The organism is uncultured Lutibacter sp. (assembly GCF_947493565.1).
Taxonomy (GTDB): domain Bacteria; phylum Bacteroidota; class Bacteroidia; order Flavobacteriales; family Flavobacteriaceae; genus Lutibacter; species Lutibacter aestuarii.
This window is the reverse complement of sequence record NZ_CANLRG010000004.1, coordinates 1-20,015: the sequence shown is the minus strand read 5'-3', so window position 1 is coordinate 20,015 and position 20,015 is coordinate 1. Positions and strand designations below refer to the sequence as shown.

Sequence of the window (20,015 nt, the reverse complement as noted above, 5' to 3'; positions counted from 1 at the left end):
CTAGTTCTCTTTTCTTAGAACCAATTGGAATACTAGGTTATCAGAACCCATTAAAAGAAATAGTTTATGCAACATAATTTTAATAAATAAATATGAAAGTATGAAAAATTATCAAGAAAGTGTAGGAATAGATGTTTCCAAAACAACCTAGATGTAAGTTGTTATTTATGCAAGAAACACAAGGTTTTTAAAAATGATATAAATGGTTATCGCTCTATGTTAAATGGTGAAAAAAGCAAACAGGGAGTATTTCTGTTTTTTTATACCTGATATTTAAATTTATGTAACATTTATTCAAGATTGAAAACTATTAATTACAATTTATATATTTGGTTAATGGAGTGATTTAAACATCTAAATTTAATAAATATTAACGGAATGGTAAACCCGTACTTATTTTGAGTATGACACTAAACATTGTCATGGTGAAAAGCTAATTTATAGGAATCTTTTAATTCAAATGTTATTTATTACTCTTTTGAAGTTTAAAAATATGATTGTTTGGATTTTGAATAAATAATTAACCACCAAGATATAACCAAAAGTGCTTAGTCTTATAAAATAAATTGGCTCTTAATTGTAAAATAGCTAAATTTAACAACCCAAAAATTGCAACATCAAAGCATAAACATAAAAAGTACATTTATTTTAAGTTAAAAGAATAAACGTATATGCTATAAGTATATAAAAAGTTAACTACAATTTTAACAAACAAAGCAATGAAAATTATTATAAAGCTTACCATTCTATCAAGTTTAATTTTATTGATTTCTTGTAAAAACGGAAATAAAAATCAAAACTTAAAAGAGAATAAATCCTTATCAAAACAAGAAATACTTAAAGACTTTAACACATTTGAAGCCATTTATCAAAAAGCAAATTCCGGGCTTTACAAGTACCGTTCAAAGTACCAAATTGACAGTGCTTTTACAGAAAATAAGGCAAAAATAACAGACAGTTTATCATACAGAGAATTTTATAATCTATTATGGAATGTAATTGACTATACAGGCAGTTGTCACAACCATCTCGATTTCTCAAATTCGCTATTTGATAGTTTAAGCAAAGAGAAAATATTTTTTCCAATTCCTTTAAAATATATTGACGGAAAGTTATTTACAAATCTCGCATACGAAAACATTCCTCTTGGAAGCGAAATAATCTCTGTTAACAACATAAAGGCAAAAAGTTTTTTAGGACAAGTTTCAAAATACAGAAGTACAGACGGTTATAATAAATCGGGGAAATACAAGTGGGTTGAAACAGATTATTTACCGTCATACATTTACTTTGCATTAGGAAAACAAGAAGAATACACTATTGAATACAAACAATATAACTCCAACGAAATCGAAAAGATAAAAGTTAAAAGCACTACCTATTCCGACTTTTATGAAAATTTTAATAACAGGCACTCTAAAAAATTAGAAGTTCAGAACAATAAAGAATACTCCTATAAATTTATAGATAGTGTAAAAACAGGATTTTTAACTGTTAAATCCTTTGCAATGGGCGAATTAGAAACGGAAGGACATAAAAAATATGCTGCTTTTTTAGATTCTGTATTCGTAACAATTAAAAACCAAGAAGTAAAAAACCTAATTGTTGACATTCGCGGAAACGGTGGGGGAAATGGTATAAACATATTGCTTCTTTATTCATATTTAACACAAAGAACGTTTCAGGAAAATATTTCAGCATACACATTATTTCAAGAGATCCCTTTTCAAGAATATTACATCTATGATGACGTTGAAGATTTAACAAATTTCTTTAAAGAAACACATGCTGTATTCAATAACAATAAATACTATCAAACTCCTAAGTTTAATGAAGTGTGGAAGCCTAACACAAATGCTTTTCAAGGAGAGATCGTTTTGTTGATTGACCCGTTTGTAGCTTCAGCAGGTTCACATTTCTCGAGTTGGATGAAAAGTGATGAAGATCCAATAATCATTGGGGAAGAAACAATGGGAGGATATTACGGTCATACAGGACATATGCCAATGACTTACGAACTTCCAAACTCAAAATTTCTATTAACATTTTCAGTTGTTGACCTTAAACAAGATGTTAAAGAATTGCCAGATGAAAAATTTGGTGATGGTGTTATACCCGATTTTAAAATTGGTCAGTCTTATGAAGACTTTATAAACAATAAAGATACTCAGCTGAATTTTGCCATTGAAAAAATAAAAAAACTGTAGCTACATTGTATAAGTGTAATGCGAGATAAAGCACTAAAATCAAACAAATTGAATATTAACAAACATAAGATTAAACCTATATCAATATAATACAAAACATAGTTGAAGATTAAAATTTAAATAAAAATGACTTTTAGAGAAGCAAATAAAGCCGATATAAAACAGATTCAAGTAGTAAGAAATTCTGTAACCGAAAATACACTGTCAAATCCTGAATTAGTAACTGATGCTGATTGTTTGGAATTTATTACAAAAAGAGGAAAAGGTTGGGTGTGTGAAATTGACAATCAAATTGTTGGATTTTCAATAGTGGACTTAAAAGAAAATAATATTTGGGCACTATTTGTACACCCTAACCATGACAAACAAGGAATTGGAAGACAATTGCATGACTTGATGTTAAATTGGTACTTTAATAAAACTTCTAAAAATGTTTGGTTGGGAACTGCACCTAACACAAGAGCAGAAATTTTTTATAGAAAATCGGGTTGGAAAAAAGTTGGAACTCACGGAAAAGGAGAAATAAAATTTGAAATGACATTTGAAAACTGGAAAAATAAAAGTACAGCAAGTAATAATGTATAACCAAAATTGTTGGATTCACTAAAATAGAATAATTCTAAACCTTAAAATGAGTATATTTAACAAACAAAAATTGCACCATAAAAAACACTTATTCTTTAATAAAAATAGGGGTAAATGTTATGGTATAAGAATGTAACAAGTTGTAACACATTTATGAAAAAGATTTTAATACTTATTTTAATTACATCAAACCTTATTTTTTCACAGGAGAGTGAAATAAACAAACTTATTGAATTAGGTTCAGAGGAATTTCAAAATAATAATATTATAAAAGCTAATGAACTATTTGAAAAAGCACTTAAAATTGACTCTCTGAATAAAGATGTTTTATTCAATTTAGCAGCAACAGAATTAAGATTAAATAATAAAAGCAAAGCTTGTAAACTTTGGCAAAAAGGATATAAACTTAAAGATTATGGAGCACGAGAATTAGTCCTAAAATATTGTGGACAAATTGAATATAGTGAATTTATGTTTAAGGAGGATGTTGACTCTGAACCTAAATTCATTTTTAAAGACAAAGAACTACCTATAAATATAGACTCAAAATTAAATCCAAAATTAACATCGCTATTTTTAAAAGAAAGTAAAAAATCAAAGGTTATAAAAAATTATAAAAACCAAAAAATCTTATTAATATTCAACATTAATAAAAATGGAAAATTTGAAATTAAAGCTATAAAAGACAAACCAGATGAACTAAAATTTGAAATAGAAAGAATATTTAATGAGATAGTAACTTTTATTCCATCAAAATATAAAGGACTAAACACTGAATACTGGGGAGGATACGCTTTCCCAATATATTTTAATTAAATGCATTACAACACCTCATAAAATTTATGCTTACATTTAACTAAATAGCAAAACAACAAGCATTCAACTAACAATTTGCTACGTAATTTTAAAAATGGAAAAGAAGTAATTTCAACGAAGCCATGGCTAAATCAAATATCCTAGAAAAAGCGATAAAAAAATCTATGGAATTGTATCGATAAAGGAATGCTAAATTGGTATGAATTGATTCGTGATCATTTAGCATCAAATTAAATGATTGTATAAAAACGACAAATCCCTACAAATATAGAAATTGCAGGGATTTAGAACTCTTTAAGAGCTTTAAAAGTGACCTCGACAGGATTCAAACCTGTAACCTTCTGAGCCGTAATCAGATGCGCTATTCAGTTGCGCCACGAGGCCGTTTTGAGGGTGCAAATATAATATTTTTTAATTATTTACAAACTATTTTTTGTAACAAAATATCGCCATCCAATAATAGCAAGTTGCCATTTTTTAGCTTTGGCCATATCTAATCTTTTTTTCGTAAAGCTTGGAAGTGTTGCTTTATTAACTTTAGCTAAAAATTTAAAAAGTTCTTTTTTCATTAAGTAAAAGTACAGAATAAAAAAAATTCCACAAAACTTGGAATCTTTTCTGTAAAAACAATCGATTGTTATAAATAGAATTTTAAAAAAGGAACTATTAAATTAGATAGCTAATTAAATTAAGTATTAATTGAATAATTACCATAAAAATTGTTATCATATTTTAAGTTTTAAAGGTTAATAAATTAGTTGTTGAATTAATTCTAATTTTAAGATATGATAATTTTATCCTATGTTACAAATATTTTAATAAGAATTTATCAATTTGACTTTCAATTTGAAATTAAATAATAAAAATGATTTGTTGTTGTTACTTTTATTCTACAAATAAGTTTTAAATAGTAATTTAAAATGTGTTTTAAGTTTTAAATAGTAAGTAAGTAAAGGGGGTTTTATCTGTATTTTTTTAAAGTAATGGAATTTTGATTATAAAAGCTAGTAAAAAAGATCAATTTGATTATTTTTAAGTTTGTAACTATTAATAATTTTAACTCTTTAGAATTTTAAATTGTTATGGTTATTGCTTTTTTGTTAAATCATAATCGAGGGGAAGCATATCAGAGATTCTTTTTAAGGATAAATTACCAGCCCAAGAGATTGCCTTAGGTGGCATATGGTTACCATTTTTATCAATATAAAAAACACCACTCCCATTTTTTAATTGAAATTGTATTTTAGATTGGTCAGTTTTGTTGTAAAGTATGTCTAAACTTTCAACGTTAACATTTACTTTGGTTAATCCATTTTGAGTATGTAGTGTAAAATATTTATAAGGTAGCGTTGGCCAACTTTTATAATAGATTTCAAACTTATTTTCAGTTAAACGTTTATTTGCTAAAGATTTCATAAAGTGGATAGAAGATCCATTATATGCTTTTTTTCTATTTTTGATTGTTTTAGATGTTACTTTTTTTCGTAAATTTTTAAAAAAGCTATACCCCTCGTTATAAACACTTTTAATAAGTCTAAAGCCATTTAAGCTTGTATGAAATTTGACTTCAAATTCTGTTAAATTATAGTTTATTTGGTAGCCTAAAAATTTATTTTTTATAATAATTGGTTGGTTACAATATGCCGAAAGAGTTTTGGTTGCATCATTGTACATAAGTTGTATATCTTTTTCATTTTCAATGGTACAATATTTTGCATTTTCAGATGTACCCAAAAATTCATTTTTAAATATTTGCAACTTTTTTTTTCTGCTCCATTTATCGGGTGATATAATTACTTCATTAAGTTGTTGAGTTTCTTCTTCTAAATATATTTTAAGTTTTTTAGAAAGGTCTTTTGATGCAATTAAAATAGTTTTAAAACCTGTATAGCTTATAATTAATGGAGTGTTAGTAATTTTAGCTAAATTTAATTCAAAATAACCATTAAAATCACTAACATCTCCAATAGTGGTTCCATTTAAATATATAGATGCTCCAGGTAAGACTTCATTTGTAGTTTTGTTATAAATAGTTCCAGAAATTGTTTGAGCGTAATTTATGAAACTAATAAAAAATAAAGTAAACAGTATGAAGCATTTTTTCATAAATAATTAATTCTTAGTAGTTATTAAAATAACACCATCTTTTGCTTTTTTACCGTATTTTTCTGTGGCTGATTCTCCTTTTAATACTTCAATTTTTTTAATTTTATTAGGGGCAAGTTTATCCATTTCTTTTTTTGATGCTTCTTTCCCATCAATATAAATTAAAGGCTCTTTTTCATTGTCACCTATGAATACAAAGTTTTCTTTTTTAGTAACTTTATAGTTTTTCCCTTTTTCATCGTCAGTTTCGATAATATAAATTTGTTCACTGGCATTGTCTTCATTAACCTCTTCAATGATTTTTACAACTTCATTACCATCTTTAGATTTGATGACTTCTACCTTAATTTCTTTATTTTCATTTTTGTCAACCCAAGTTTTATCCCCTTTTTTTCTAATCACAATTTTTTCTGTTTCAACTACTACATTGTCATCTTTAGAATGTAGTTTAACATTTTCTCCGTCAGAGGTTACTACGACATAATTTCCTTTGTTATTTTTATGTTTTGTTATCTGGGTGTTACCATTTTCTTGAATTTTATATGCATAACCTTTTTGGTAAACCATTTTTCCGTTGCCAATCTGCAAATCATCGTTTTCTGAATCGTAAGAAATTTTAATAGGATTAATAGGAGTGTCTCCAGAAATGGAATAATTGGCTTGACTTCCTTTAGATTTGGCTGTAATTTTAATTGCTGTAATTTCTCCTTCCGAATTTCTTTTAATTCCTTTAAAAGTTAAATTAACATTGAACTCTTTTTCGAAAAATGTTTGTTCTTTTTTTAAAGTCTCTTCTTTTGAATTTTTATCTATAACTAATTCAACTTTAAGTTTGTTAACTTCTTCAAGTTGTACTAGTTTTTTTTCTTGAGCAATTGTTTTGGTATTGAATATAAATACAAACGCTGTTAACAACGGAATTAATAAAGCGTATTTCCATTGGTTTCTATTAGTGGATGGGTTTTTGTGTAGCATAATGATTCGTTTTTTAATTAATGAATTGTAAAAATTATTTGTAATGTCAGCACAATAGGATATCTGACTTGTTTTTAGTAAGGTAAATTGATAGAGTTTATGATTTTCAGCTAATTCTAATGCATATTTATCTGCTAAATATTCTAAATTTTGTTCTACAGCTTTTTTAAAAAGCCAAACAAAAGGGTTGAACCATAATACAATTACTAAAATATGAGCAAGCAGTGTATCAAGCGAGTGCCATTGTATGGCATGGGCTTTTTCATGGTTTATTATTTGCTCTAATTCTTCAGAAGTAAATTTTTCATTATTAAAAATAATAATATTGAAAAATGAAAATGGTGAAATGTTTTTAGAAGTTTCAATAAAATAATATTTATCTTCTTTTACAGCAGGATGTTTTGCTATTAAATAGCCTAAAGAAATTAATTGAAATAAAAACTTAAGTAAAAAAAAGAGTACACCTATTAAGTATATACTGCTAATTATGAAGATCCAATTTATTTGTGGATCTTTTACAATTTGATTAGAAGTTTCAACAAATTCTATATTGTTAAACTGATTAGCAACATTCTCAACGTAAATAGGTACTTCAATTAATGGCAGAGATATTACAATTAGTAAACCAATTAAAAAATAGGATCTTATGGATTTAAAAAAGGTTTCATTTTTTAAAAAAAGTTGGTAAAATAAAAATAATAAAATTACCAATCCACTGGCTTTAAGTAAATAATCCATAATATTTATTTTTTACTTTCAATAATTTTTATAATTTCCCTAAGTTCATCAGCACTAATTTTTTCTTCTTTAGCAAAAAAAGAAACTACATTTTTATAAGAATCTTCAAAATAATTTTGAATTGCTGTTGAAAAGAATCTTTTTCTATAGTCTTCTTTTGAAATGGCAGGGTAGTACCTATGAGTATTTCCAAAAGTCTCATGCTTAATAAAACCTTTGTCTTCCATTTTTCTTATAACAGTTGATACGGTATTGTAGTGTGGTTTAGGTTTAGGTAACTCAGCAACAACTTCTTTTACAAATGCCTTTTTTAACTTCCATAAAACGTGTATTATTTCCTCTTCTTTGTTAGTTAGTTTATCCATGACTAATATTTTTTATCAAATATAAACTATTAAATTAGTTGTGCAACTATAAAAATAGTTATTTAACAAAACCTTAAGTTTTTCAAATTGGTTTAATGTTGTTGTAGCCTTTTAAAATCTTATATATTTGCAAAAAATATTATTTAATGAATTTACTTTTGGTTGTTATTGGGTTGGTGTTTTTAATTTTAGGAGGAAACTGGTTGTTAAAATCTGCAGTAGGTTTTTCATTGCGTTTGCAAATTCCAAAAATTGTGATTGGAATGACTGTTGTATCTTTTGCAACATCTGCACCTGAATTAATTGTGAGCGTAAAATCAGCTTTAGAAGGACATGCAGATATTGCCTTTGGAAATGTTATAGGCTCAAATATTGCAAATTTAGGTTTGGTGTTAGCAATTACCATTATACTTTCTACAATAAGTGTAGAAAAGAGTTTTTATAAAACAGATTGGCCGGTAATGATGATAGCTTCTTTATTATTATATGGGTTTATTGTTTTTGATGGTGAGTTACAGCGCTATGAAGGAATTATACTATTTTCTTTTTTGATAATATTTTTAATTTATTTATTAAGATTTCAAAAACCTGCAGTTGTTGACGAATTGCCCGAGGATGATGTAGAATTACCATTATATAAAGATGTACTTTTTTTGGTAATTGGAGGAGTAGGATTATGGGCTGGTTCAGAATTGTTAATAAATGGTGCTGTTGGTTTGGCTGAAAACTTTAATGTTAGTGAGCGAATAATTGGGGTTACTGTGGTCTCTATTGGAACAAGTATTCCAGAATTAGCAGCATCAGTAATTGCAGTCTTAAAAAAAGAAAAAGCAATTTCTTTAGGAAATTTAATAGGGTCAAATGTATTTAATATTCTAGCTGTACTTGGGTTGACATCAATTATTACTCCTATAAAAATTACAGATAGTGGATTATTATCGAATGATATTTTTTGGATGTTAGCTATTTCATTGTTGGTTTTACCACTTAATTTTGTACCGACTAAAATGAAATTGGGTTGGAAAGAAGGTTTAATTTTAGGAGCCTTATATGCTATATTTGTTTTTAAGATGTTTTATTAATTTTGAAAATTTAAAAAATTGTAGTTTAAAAGTAATAATCATCTAAAAATAGAGGTGGTTATTAACAAAATTTAAAATATTTAAACATTACCCCTATTTTTTTAGGGGGTAATTTTTTTTTAAATCATTTTTAAGTTAGATTTGCACTGTTAAAAATAGTGTATTAATTCTAAATTAATTAAAATGTCTAAAATTAGATTTCAAGCTTTAAAGGAAGCTTCAAATAGAAAACCAATTAAAGTTGTTGAAGATACTAGAAGATCAGAACTTTTTGGATTGAATGTATTTAATGAAAACACCATGCGTCAATATTTGACTAAGGAAGCATTTAAAGGTGTGATAAATGCAGTAAAACATGGGACAAAGATTGACCGTAAAATAGCAGACCAAGTGGCTTCTTCTATGAAAGAATGGGCATTGTCTAAAGGAGTTACACACTACACACATTGGTTTCAGCCATTAACAGGAGCAACTGCAGAAAAGCATGATGCTTTTTTTGAAACTATTGGAGATGGTATGGCAATTGAAAAATTTGGAGGAAGTCAGCTAGTTCAACAAGAACCAGATGCTTCAAGTTTCCCAAATGGAGGAATTAGAAATACCTTTGAAGCACGTGGTTATACTGCTTGGGATCCAACATCACCAGCATATATTTATGGAACAACTTTATGTATTCCAACGGTATTTGTATCATACACAGGTGAAGCATTAGATTATAAAACACCTTTATTAAGAGCCTTGCACGCAGTAGATGACGCTGCAACAGCAGTTTGTAAATATTTTGATAAAAATGTAAAAAAAGTGACTTCATCTTTAGGATGGGAGCAAGAATACTTTTTAATTGATAAAGCGTTAGCTAATAGCAGGCCAGATATTACTTTAACAGGAAGAACTCTTTTAGGACACTCTCCTGCAAAAGGGCAGCAGTTAGACGATCATTATTTTGGGTCTATTCCAAGTAGAGCTTTAAATTATATGAGAGATTTAGAAACTGAATGTATGCTTTTGGGTATTCCGGTAAAAACTCGTCATAATGAGGTAGCTCCTAATCAGTTTGAATTAGCGCCAATTTATGAAGAGTCTAATTTAGCAGTAGACCATAACTCTTTATTGATGGATGTTATGGGGAAAGTGGCGTCACGTCATAATTTAAAAGTATTACTACATGAAAAACCATTTGCAGGAGTAAATGGTTCAGGAAAGCATAATAACTGGTCATTATCAACAAATACTGGAATAAATTTATTAGCACCAGGTAAAACTCCAATGAGCAATCTTCAATTTTTAACATTCTTTATCAACACAATAAAGGCAGTGTACGATAATGAAGAGTTGTTAAGAGCAGCTATTGCTTCGTCTAGTAATGATCATAGATTAGGAGCAAACGAGGCTCCACCAGCAATTATTTCAGTTTTTATAGGAGAACAATTAACAAAAGTTTTAGCTGAATTAGAAGGCGTAACTAATGGAAAACTTTCTCCGAAAGAAAAAACTGATCTTAAATTAAATGTTGTTGGTAAAATTCCAGACGTATTGTTAGATAATACCGATAGAAATAGAACTTCTCCATTTGCATTTACTGGTAATAAGTTTGAATTTAGAGCAGTTGGATCAACCGCAAACTGTGCAAATCCAATGACCGTTTTAAATACGATTGTAGCCAAACAATTAAAAGAATTTAAAGGTGAAGTTGATGTGCTAATTGAAACTAAAGATTTAAAGAAGGATGAAGCTATTTTTAATGTACTTAGAGAGTATATTAAAGCATCAAGAAATGTATTGTTTGAAGGTAATGGTTATGGTGAAGCTTGGGAAAAAGAAGCAAAAAAACGTGGGCTTAGCAATAATAAAACCACACCAGAAGCTTTAAAAGCTAGAATTTCTAAAAAAACCATTGCTTTATTTGATGAAATGAATGTAATGAGTCCGGTAGAGGTTGAAGCTCGTTATGAAATTGAGATTGAAGAATATACGAAGCGTATTCAAATAGAATCTCGTGTTTTAGGAGATATTGCAGGTAACCATGTAATTCCAACGGCTGTTCGTTATCAAAATATGCTTATTGAAAATGTAGTGGGATTGAAGGATATTTTTGGAAAAGATTTTGAAAAACAAGCTGGAGAACAAATCAAATTAATAAAGAAAATATCTGAGCATATTGAAGTAATACATGCTAAAGTTGACGCTATGATTGATGCTCGTAAAAAAGCAAATAATATTGAAGATGCAGTAAAAAAGGCAGATGCTTATTGCTTTAAAGTAAAACCATTTTTTGAAGAAATCAGATATCACTGTGATAAACTGGAGTTGATGATTGATGATGAATTATGGCCATTAACTAAATATAGAGAGTTACTATTTACAAGATAACTTTTAAAATCAAAAACAAAAATCCTGCATAATAGCAGGATTTTTTATTTTTTATTAAAATGCAAATGGTTGATTCAGTTTTTTTATGTTTCATTAATTGAAAATTAAAAATTACTTTTGCAAAACAATATAACAACACACTAATGAGTTCAGAAATAAGTAAAAGGTACAGTCAAAGAGGAGTGTCAGCATCAAAAGAAGATGTACATAATGCTATAAAAAATGTTGATAAAGGATTGTTTCCAAAAGCATTTTGTAAAATTGTACCAGACTATTTAACAGGAGATGAAAATTATTGTTTAATAATGCACGCAGATGGAGCAGGAACAAAATCGTCATTAGCTTATATGTATTGGAAAGAAACTGGAGACATTTCTGTATGGAAAGGCATCGCTCAAGATGCATTGATTATGAATATTGATGATTTATTATGTGTTGGTGCTACCAATAATATTATGCTTTCTTCTACAATTGGGAGAAATAAAAATGTAATTCCAGGAGAGGTAATTTCTGCAATTATTAATGGCTCTGAAGAGTTGTTGAGTGATTTAAAAGAATTTGGAGTTGAAATTCATTCAACTGGAGGTGAAACAGCTGATGTTGGAGATTTGGTGAGAACTATAATTGTAGATTCTACCGTAACTGCCCGTATGAAAAGAACGGATGTTATCGATAATGCAAATATTAAACCGGGTGATGTAATTGTTGGTTTAGAATCTTTTGGTCAAGCAACTTATGAAAATGGATATAATGGAGGAATGGGGTCTAACGGATTAACTTCAGCTCGTCACGATGTTTTTAATAAGTATTTAGCAAAAAAATACCCAGAAAGTTTTGATGCAGCAGTTCCTGAAGATTTAGTGTATTCAGGAGAAATGAAATTAACTGATTCTGTAGAAAACGCTCCAATTGATGCAGGAAAATTAGTTCTTTCCCCAACAAGAACTTATGCACCAATCATAAAAAAAATATTGGAAAAATATACTTCAAATAACATTCATGGAATGGTGCATTGTAGTGGTGGAGCACAAACAAAAATTCTTCATTTTGTTGACAATTTACATATTGTTAAAGACAATATGTTTCCGGTACCACCGCTTTTTAAATTAATTCAAGAGCAAAGTAATACGGATTGGAAAGAAATGTATCAAGTATTTAATTGTGGTCACCGTATGGAATTGTATGTTTCGCCTGAAATAGCAGATGATTTAATGGCTATTTCTAAAAGTTTTAATGTAAATGCTCAAATTATAGGTAGGGTAGAAGCTTCTGAAACTAAAAAGTTGACCATTAAAAGTGAATATGGAGTTTTTGAGTATTAAAAATTCAGATACCTATATAATTCTAAATCACTTAAGTTTTTGATTTCTTTAGACCAACCATCTTTTAATAAATATAATGTATCAGTTATATCAATAATATATTTATGCATATGATCGGTAACAATAATCGCTTTATGTTGTTTTTCTTTATGTATTAAATTTATAATACGATTAATATACACTGGAGCTATATGTGAAAAAGGCTCATCGAGCAAAATAAATTTTGCATTTGATTTTAATATTAAAAAGGTTTCAATGATTCTTTTTTCTCCACCTGAAAGTAATTTGAATTTCTGATTTTTTAAGTTAATAAGTTCAGGGAAAAGTGTGTAAAAGTTATTTATATCAATATTAGAATGATAAAATGCATTCTGGACTGTCATTGATTTAGGGATAAAATGAAACTGAGGCAAGTATTTTACTTCATTAGAGGTTAAAAAAGGTTTAGAAAATCGTTTTCCATTTATTCTTAAAGATTTAAAAGAAGGTTGTAATTCTCCAAAAATAATTCGAAGCAATGTGCTTTTACCACAACCATTATTCCCAAAAATTCCAGTAACAGTTCCTTGTTCAGCTTTTAAGTAAATTCCATTTAAAATTGGTTTATTCTTAAATGATATTTCTACACTATCAATTTCTAAAAAATCCATAAAACTATAAATGTAAATATAAATAAAATGATAGTATCTATTAAAAAAGTACTAGTGTATAATTGAATTTGAGTTATTCCACTATTAAAATAAAAATATAAGTTTTCTTTTTTCCGATTGTTCATCCATTCAAGAAACCAAATCATGATTAAAATAAACAATTTTGAAAATACCGCAGCGATTAAAAAGCTAATTCCCAAACTTTTTATTTGAAAACTAAAAAACAATGTTGCAATACTTGGGATTATAGCTATTGATTGATAATATTTCAAAAATAACCGAATCTTTTTCATAGATAGTTTAATACTAATTTGATAAAGGTAACAAATATTGAATTGATAATTCTCAAGAAATTATTGTAAATTTGCATTCCAATTAAAAAAATACATGTTAGATAAGTTAAGAATAGTAAAACAACGATTTGATGAAGTTTCCGATTTAATTATCCAGCCAGATATTATTTCGGATCAAAAACGTTATATCGCCATCAATAAAGAATACAAAGATTTAAGTACGGTAATAGATGTTATTAACGAATACGAACGGTTGTTAAGTAATATTGAAGAAGCAAAAGAAATTATAGCCGATGGATCAGACGAAGAGATGACAGAGATGGCTAAAATGGAATTGGAAGAGGCTAACGAAAAAATTCCTCAGTTAGAGGAAAAAATAAAATTTATGCTTATTCCAAAAGACCCTGAAGATGCTAAAAATGTCATTGTTGAAATTAGAGCTGGTACTGGAGGTGATGAGGCAAGTATTTTTGCAGGTGATTTGTATAGAATGTATACAAAATACTGTTCAGATAAAGGTTGGAGAACAGAAGTTGAAGATATTAGTGAAGGAACTTCTGGAGGATTTAAAGAAATTATTTTTAGTGTTTCAGGAACTGATGTTTACGGTGATATGAAGTTTGAATCTGGTGTTCATCGTGTGCAACGTGTGCCACAAACCGAAACTCAAGGACGTGTTCATACTTCAGCTGCTACAGTAATGGTATTGCCAGAAGCTGAAGAGTTTGATGTGGAGCTAAAACCTAGTGATATTCGGGTAGATTATTTCTGTGCTTCAGGTCCAGGGGGGCAATCTGTAAATACGACTTATTCTGCAGTTCGTTTAACTCATATTCCTACTGGATTGGTAGCGCAATGTCAAGATCAAAAATCGCAACATAAAAATAAAGACAAAGCGATGAAAGTACTTCGTTCTCGTTTATATGAACAAGAATTGGAGAAAAAATTAGCTGAAGATTCTGCTAAAAGAAATTCTTTGGTGGCTAGTGGAGATCGTTCAGCAAAAATTAGAACATACAACTATCCGCAAGGTCGTGTAACTGAACATAGAATTGGGCTAACCTTATACGATTTACAAAATGTAATTAACGGTGATATTCACAAAATTATTGAAGAATTGAAACTTGCTGAAAATACAGAAAAGTTAAAAGAGTTAGGAGAAGTACTTTAATTTTTTTGTTTCTCAAAACATTTAAAGCAAGAATATTTTTATTCTTGCTTTTTTTGTGTCAAAATCAAAAAATTTCATCATTAATAAGTTAATCAAACCATGTATATTTGCGCCTTTCAAAAATAATTTAGTAAAATGATAACAGTTAACGATATTTCAGTACAGTTTGGAGGAACCACATTATTTAGTAACGTATCATTTTCAATAAATGAAAATGATAAAATTGCTTTGATGGGGAAAAATGGGGCTGGAAAATCTACCCTATTAAAAATAATTGCAGGCGTAAATAAGCCAAATACTGGAAATATTTCAGCGCCAAAAGAAACAAAAATAGCATATTTACCACAACATTTATTGACAAAAGATGAGGCTACAGTTTTTGAAGAAACTTCCAAAGCATTTGCTGAAATATTTGAAATGAAGAGTGAAATAGATAAAATTAATGAAACTTTAACCGTTAGAACAGATTATGAAAGTGATGAATACATGACTTTGATTGAGCGCGTTTCTGAATTAAGTGAAAAATTTTATGCTATTGAAGAAATTAACTATGAAGCCGAAGTTGAAAAAGTATTAAAGGGATTAGGGTTTGAGCGTAAAGACTTTACTCGTGCTACTTCCGAATTTTCAGGAGGATGGAGAATGAGAATTGAATTGGCTAAAATTTTATTACAAAAGCCAGATTTAATTTTATTAGATGAACCCACCAATCATATCGACATTGAAAGTGTGCAATGGTTAGAAGATTTCTTAATCAATTCAGCCAAAGCAGTCATTGTAATTTCACACGATAGAGCTTTTGTAGATAATATTACCAATAGAACTATTGAGGTAACAATGGGGCGAATTTATGATTATAAAGCCAATTATACCCATTATTTAGAATTGCGAAAAGATAGAAGAGAACATCAACAAAAAGCCTATGATGAACAGCAAAAAATGATTGCTGAAAATATGGAATTTATTGAACGTTTTAAAGGGACTTATTCAAAAACTAATCAAGTACAATCCAGAGTTAGAATGCTAGAGAAATTACAACTGGTTGAAGTTGATGAGGTAGATTCATCGGCTTTACGATTAAAATTTCCACCAGCTCCAAGAAGTGGTCAATATCCTGTTGTTGTAAATGAATTATCTAAAAACTATGACCAACATATAGTTTTTACAAATGCTAATTTGGTAATTGAACGAGGGCAAAAAGTTGCATTTGTAGGAAAAAATGGAGAAGGAAAATCAACCATGATTAAAGCAATTATGGGAGAAATAGATTTTGAAGGAAGTTTAGAGGTAGGACATAATGCAAAAATTGGTTATTTCGCACAAAATCAAGCATCATTATTAGATGAAGAATTAACGGTTTTTGAAACCATTGATCAAATAGCAGTAGGAGATATTAGAACAAAAATAAAAGATTTATTAGGCGCCTTTATGTTTAGTGGAGACAATACCAGTAAAAAAGTTAAAGTACTTTCGGGAGGTGAGAAAACACGTTTGGCAATGATTAAATTATTGTTGGAACCTGTAAATGTTCTAATTTTAGATGAACCTACAAATCATTTAGATATGAGAACCAAAGATATTATTAAAAAAGCATTGAAAGATTTTGATGGTACATTAATTTTAGTATCTCATGATAGAGATTTTTTAGATGGTTTAGCTGAAAAGGTTTTCGAGTTTGGGAATAAACGTGTTAAAGAACATTTTGAAACTATCACTAGTTTTATGGAACATAAAAAAATGGAGAGTTTAAGGGAAATTGAGAAATAAACAACTAAAAAACCCAATCGAAAGATTGGGTTTTTTATATATAAGCAAGAAATTAAAAAATCTATTTTACGGTATCAACAATTGCCTTAAAAGCTTCTGGATTGTTCATCGCTAAATCTGCAAGTACCTTACGGTTCAATTCAATATTATTAGCTTTTACTTTACCCATAAACTGTGAGTAAGACATTCCATACTGACGAGCTCCAGCGTTAATACGTTGAATCCATAAAGCACGGAAAGTTCTTTTTTTGTTTTTACGGTCTCTGTAAGAATATAGCATTCCTTTTTCAACCGCATTTTTTGCTACTGTGTAAACGTTTTTTCTACGTCCAAAGTAACCTTTTGCTTGCTTCAATATCTTTTTTCTTCTAGCTCTTGAAGCAACTGAATTTACTGATCTTGGCATAATTCGTTTGTTTTTTTGTAGTAGGCGTCAAATCTAATATTTGAACTTGTATTGGCACTACTCCAAGGTTAATAATTAAATTCCCTGTAACTTTATTATTTTAAAGTTAACTGTTGTAAAATGTTAGCTTCATCTGATTTATGAACTAAACCAGCGTGAGTTAACTTTAATTTACGTTTTTTACTTTTCTTAGTCAAAATGTGACTTTTGAAAGCGTGTTTTCTTTTAATTTTTCCAGAACCAGTAAGCTTAAAACGCTTCTTAGCACTAGATTTTGTTTTCATTTTAGGCATCTTTCTTCTACTTTTTTATCTTGCTTAATATTTTTTCGAGTGCAAAAGTAATCTTTAATTTGATTATTTTAAACAATCGAAGTATTATTTCTTTTTTGGAGCAATGTACATAATCATACGTTTACCTTCTAATTTAGGCATTTGCTCAACTTTTCCGTATTCTTCAAGTTCTGTAGCTAATCTTAAAAGTAAAATATGTCCTTGATCTTTATAAATAATAGATCTTCCTTTAAAAAACACAAATGCTTTTAACTTAGCACCATCTTGTAAAAACTTTAAAGCATGTTTCTTTTTAAATTCAAAATCGTGCTCATCAGTATTTGGACCAAATCTAATTTCTTTTACTACAACTTTAGATGCTTTAGCTTTTTGGGCTTTTTCTCTCTTTTTTTGTTCGTATAGAAATTTTTTATAGTCTATTATTTTACAAACCGGAGGTACCGCTTTTGGTGAAATTTCAACCAAATCTAGTTCTTGTTCTTTAGCAAGTGATTTTGCTTTAGCTAATGGATATACACCAATTTCTACGTTATCACCTACTAAACGTACTTCGTCAACATGAGTTATTTTTTCATTAATTCTATGTTGATCTTCTTTAATTACTCTCCAAGGTTTTCTTCCCCCTGATTTTCTTTTTATTGCTATGACTTTAGATTTTAAATTAAACTTAAAATTGTTGTAATGTACTATTTATTTCTTTATTTAAAAAAGATACGAAATCATTTATTGAAAATGTTCCTATGTCTCCTTCTCCTTGTTTTCTTACAGAAACAATTCCATCTTTTTCTTCTTGTTCACCAACAATCAACATAAATGGAATTTTATTTAACTCAGCATCTCTAATCTTTCTACCTGTTTTTTCACTTCTGTCATCTATAAGGGCGCGAATTTCGGAATTTTCTAACAAATCTAAAACTTTTTCAGCATATTTTTGATATTTTTCACTGATTGGCAATATAATAACTTGCTCTGGAGTTAGCCATAATGGGAATTTTCCACCTGTGTGTTCTAATAGAACAGCAATGAATCTTTCCATTGAACCAAATGGAGCACGGTGAATCATTACAGGTCTGTGTAATTGGTTGTCGGCTCCTTTATAAGTTAAATCAAATCGTTCAGGTAAGTTGTAGTCTACTTGGATAGTTCCAAGCTGCCAACTTCTACCTAAAGCATCTTTTACCATAAAATCTAACTTAGGGCCATAAAAAGCAGCTTCTCCATATTCAATTACATAATCCAATCCTTTTTCTTTGGCAGCATTTATAATGGCATTTTCAGCCTTTTCCCAATTTTCATCGCTTCCTATATATTTATCTTTATTTTCTTTATCTCTTAAAGATACTTGCGCTGTAAAATTATCAAAACTTAAAGAGTTTAATACATACAATGAGAGGTCAATTACATTTTTAAACTCCTGATCTAATTGGTCAGGTGTGCAAAAAATATGCGCATCGTCTTGAGTAAACCCTCTTACACGAGTCAATCCATGTAACTCTCCACTTTGTTCATATCTATAAACGGTACCAAATTCGGCAAATCTTTTAGGTAATTCTTTATATGAATAAGGTTTATGGTTAAAAATTTCACAGTGGTGCGGGCAGTTCATAGGTTTTAATAAAAACTCTTCACCTTCTTTTGGAGTGTGTATAGGTTGAAAACTGTCTTCTCCATATTTTTCATAATGTCCAGAAGTAACGTATAATTCTTTTTGACCAATATGAGGAGTCATTACCATTTCGTACCCAGCTTTTTTCTGAGCTTTCTTTAAAAAACTTTCTAATCGATCTCTTAGAGCAGCACCTTTAGGCAACCAAAGAGGTAATCCTTGTCCTACTTTTGAAGAAAAGGCAAACAGTTCTAATTCTTTTCCTAATTTTCTATGATCGCGCTGTTTGGCTTCTTCTAACAACTCTAAATACTCTGTAAGCATTTTTTGTTTAGGAAAAGAAACACCATAAATTCTGGTTAATTGATTGTTTTTTTCATCTCCTCTCCAATAAGCACCAGCAGCACTCATTACTTTAACGGCTTTAATAATACCTGTATTGGGAATGTGTCCTCCACGACATAAATCAGTAAAGTCTGAATGATCACAAAAAGTAATCTCACCATCATTTAAATTCTCTATTAACTCTACCTTATATTGATTTTCTTCTTTTTTATATTTTAAAAGTGCATCAGCTTTACTAACTTCACGCATCTTAAATTCATGTTTTCCTCTAGCCAATTCTAAGAATTTCTTTTCAATAGTTGGAAAATCTTTTTCTGAAACTATATTATTACCAAAATCAATATCATAATAAAAGCCATTTTCAATAGCTGGTCCTATGGTTAACTTTACATTTGGATACAAATGTTGAATAGCTTGCGCAAGTACATGAGCCGAAGAGTGCCAAAAAGCTTTTTTACCTTCAGTATCATTAAATGTATAAAGAATTAAACTGCCATCCTCATTAAGCGGTGTTGAAGTCTCAATAGTAGTATCATTAAATTGTGCCGAAATTACATTTCGAGCAAATCCTTCGCTTATAGATTTTGCAACATCCATTGGAGTGCTTCCTCTTTTAAATTCTCTTTTAGAACCGTCTGGTAATGTTATTTGAATCATATTTTTTTATTAGAAGTGCAAAGATATTAGAAAACTATCAGATGCGCAATACGTTTTTCTTATACCATATTACATGTTATAGATATTATCGAAAAGATATGTAAAAGTATTGAAAATTAAGTTTCAATTTTTTAGAAGTTAAAAGCCATACTTTCAGAGAAGTAAACTTGAAGTTAAATTTTTCTCAAAAAAAGGTTAAAAAAAGTTTGTATAGGAATAAAAAAGAGTGGTATATTTGCAGCCGCTAACAAGGGAATGGGT

At 28.9% G+C, this 20,015-nt stretch carries 17 protein-coding genes and 1 tRNA gene; 8 read left to right on the top strand and 10 right to left on the bottom strand.

Going from position 1 to position 20,015, the window contains the following annotated elements; all coding sequences use genetic code 11:
* Nucleotides 1-719: 719 nt before the first annotated feature.
* The 3 genes from Q0714_RS05655 (at nucleotide 720) to Q0714_RS05645 (ending at nucleotide 3,608) form a co-directional block, all read left to right on the top strand.
* Entirely contained in the window at nucleotides 720-2,207 is a 1,488-nt protein-coding gene (locus tag Q0714_RS05655; protein WP_298263414.1) for a S41 family peptidase, read from the top strand.
* A gap of 126 nt (nucleotides 2,208-2,333) precedes the next feature.
* The gene (locus Q0714_RS05650; protein ID WP_298263413.1) at nucleotides 2,334-2,792 is read left to right on the top strand and encodes a GNAT family N-acetyltransferase; all 459 of its coding nucleotides are present in this window, start codon (nucleotides 2,334-2,336) and stop codon (nucleotides 2,790-2,792) included.
* A gap of 153 nt (nucleotides 2,793-2,945) precedes the next feature.
* Nucleotides 2,946-3,608 carry a hypothetical protein gene (locus Q0714_RS05645; protein ID WP_298263412.1) on the top strand — a complete coding sequence of 221 codons (663 nt, stop codon included), beginning with the start codon at nucleotides 2,946-2,948 and terminating at the stop codon, nucleotides 3,606-3,608.
* A 310-nt stretch (nucleotides 3,609-3,918) separates the two neighbouring features.
* On the opposite strand, the gene Q0714_RS05640 is transcribed toward Q0714_RS05645, so the two are convergent.
* The 5 genes from Q0714_RS05640 to Q0714_RS05620 all read right to left on the bottom strand — a co-directional run bounded on the left by Q0714_RS05640 (nucleotide 3,919) and on the right by Q0714_RS05620 (nucleotide 7,792).
* Nucleotides 3,919-3,992, bottom strand: a tRNA-Arg gene (locus Q0714_RS05640).
* A 35-nt stretch (nucleotides 3,993-4,027) separates the two neighbouring features.
* A complete protein-coding gene (locus tag Q0714_RS05635) occupies nucleotides 4,028-4,177 on the bottom strand; it encodes an SsrA-binding protein (RefSeq protein ID WP_298263411.1) in 150 nt (49 codons plus the stop codon).
* 517 nt (nucleotides 4,178-4,694) lie between these two features.
* Entirely contained in the window at nucleotides 4,695-5,714 is a 1,020-nt protein-coding gene (locus Q0714_RS05630) for a carboxypeptidase-like regulatory domain-containing protein (protein WP_298263410.1), read from the bottom strand.
* A gap of 6 nt (nucleotides 5,715-5,720) precedes the next feature.
* Nucleotides 5,721-7,427 (bottom strand): M56 family metallopeptidase, encoded by a 1,707-nt coding sequence (locus Q0714_RS05625; protein ID WP_298263408.1) that lies wholly within the window; start codon nucleotides 7,425-7,427, stop codon nucleotides 5,721-5,723.
* A gap of 5 nt (nucleotides 7,428-7,432) precedes the next feature.
* Entirely contained in the window at nucleotides 7,433-7,792 is a 360-nt protein-coding gene (locus tag Q0714_RS05620) for a BlaI/MecI/CopY family transcriptional regulator (protein ID WP_298263407.1), read from the bottom strand.
* Nucleotides 7,793-7,938: 146 nt separating this feature from the next.
* Between Q0714_RS05620 and Q0714_RS05615 the strand changes: the two genes are divergently transcribed.
* The 3 genes from Q0714_RS05615 to Q0714_RS05605 all read left to right on the top strand — a co-directional run bounded on the left by Q0714_RS05615 (nucleotide 7,939) and on the right by Q0714_RS05605 (nucleotide 12,566).
* Nucleotides 7,939-8,874: a calcium/sodium antiporter gene (locus Q0714_RS05615; RefSeq protein ID WP_298263405.1), complete on the top strand. Its 936-nt coding sequence runs from the start codon at nucleotides 7,939-7,941 to the stop codon at nucleotides 8,872-8,874.
* Between the two features lie 183 nt (nucleotides 8,875-9,057).
* Nucleotides 9,058-11,244, top strand: a complete 2,187-nt coding sequence (locus Q0714_RS05610) for a glutamine synthetase III (protein ID WP_298263403.1) — start codon at nucleotides 9,058-9,060, stop codon at nucleotides 11,242-11,244.
* A 143-nt stretch (nucleotides 11,245-11,387) separates the two neighbouring features.
* Nucleotides 11,388-12,566: an AIR synthase related protein gene (locus tag Q0714_RS05605; RefSeq protein WP_298263402.1), complete on the top strand. Its 1,179-nt coding sequence runs from the start codon at nucleotides 11,388-11,390 to the stop codon at nucleotides 12,564-12,566.
* Here the strand turns inward: Q0714_RS05605 and Q0714_RS05600 are convergent.
* On the bottom strand, nucleotides 12,563-13,216 hold the full coding sequence (locus Q0714_RS05600; RefSeq protein WP_298263401.1) for an ATP-binding cassette domain-containing protein: 654 nt from the start codon (nucleotides 13,214-13,216) through the stop codon (nucleotides 12,563-12,565). The two genes, Q0714_RS05605 and Q0714_RS05600, sit on opposite strands and share 4 nt — an antisense overlap.
* A 387-nt stretch (nucleotides 13,217-13,603) precedes the next feature.
* On the opposite strand from Q0714_RS05600, the gene prfA reads away from it, so the two are divergent.
* Together prfA and Q0714_RS05590 are read left to right on the top strand one after the other, a co-directional pair.
* Nucleotides 13,604-14,680, top strand: coding sequence for a peptide chain release factor 1 (prfA, locus tag Q0714_RS05595; protein ID WP_298263399.1), 1,077 nt, complete (start codon nucleotides 13,604-13,606; stop codon nucleotides 14,678-14,680).
* Nucleotides 14,681-14,815: 135 nt separating this feature from the next.
* Nucleotides 14,816-16,447: an ABC-F family ATP-binding cassette domain-containing protein gene (locus Q0714_RS05590; RefSeq protein WP_298263397.1), complete on the top strand. Its 1,632-nt coding sequence runs from the start codon at nucleotides 14,816-14,818 to the stop codon at nucleotides 16,445-16,447.
* A gap of 61 nt (nucleotides 16,448-16,508) precedes the next feature.
* Here Q0714_RS05590 and rplT read toward each other — a convergent pair whose 3' ends face one another.
* From rplT to thrS, 4 genes are all read right to left on the bottom strand, one after another.
* Nucleotides 16,509-16,853 (bottom strand): 50S ribosomal protein L20, encoded by a 345-nt coding sequence (gene rplT / locus Q0714_RS05585; protein ID WP_298263391.1) that lies wholly within the window; start codon nucleotides 16,851-16,853, stop codon nucleotides 16,509-16,511.
* 95 nt (nucleotides 16,854-16,948) lie between these two features.
* Complete coding sequence (gene rpmI / locus Q0714_RS05580; protein ID WP_298263390.1) at nucleotides 16,949-17,146, bottom strand: 50S ribosomal protein L35; 198 nt, start codon at nucleotides 17,144-17,146, stop codon at nucleotides 16,949-16,951.
* Nucleotides 17,147-17,230: 84 nt separating this feature from the next.
* On the bottom strand, nucleotides 17,231-17,746 hold the full coding sequence (gene infC / locus Q0714_RS05575) for a translation initiation factor IF-3 (RefSeq protein WP_298263779.1): 516 nt from the start codon (nucleotides 17,744-17,746) through the stop codon (nucleotides 17,231-17,233).
* Nucleotides 17,747-17,813: 67 nt separating this feature from the next.
* Nucleotides 17,814-19,754, bottom strand: coding sequence for a threonine--tRNA ligase (gene thrS / locus Q0714_RS05570; protein ID WP_298263388.1), 1,941 nt, complete (start codon nucleotides 19,752-19,754; stop codon nucleotides 17,814-17,816).
* Nucleotides 19,755-20,015: the final 261 nt, after the last annotated feature.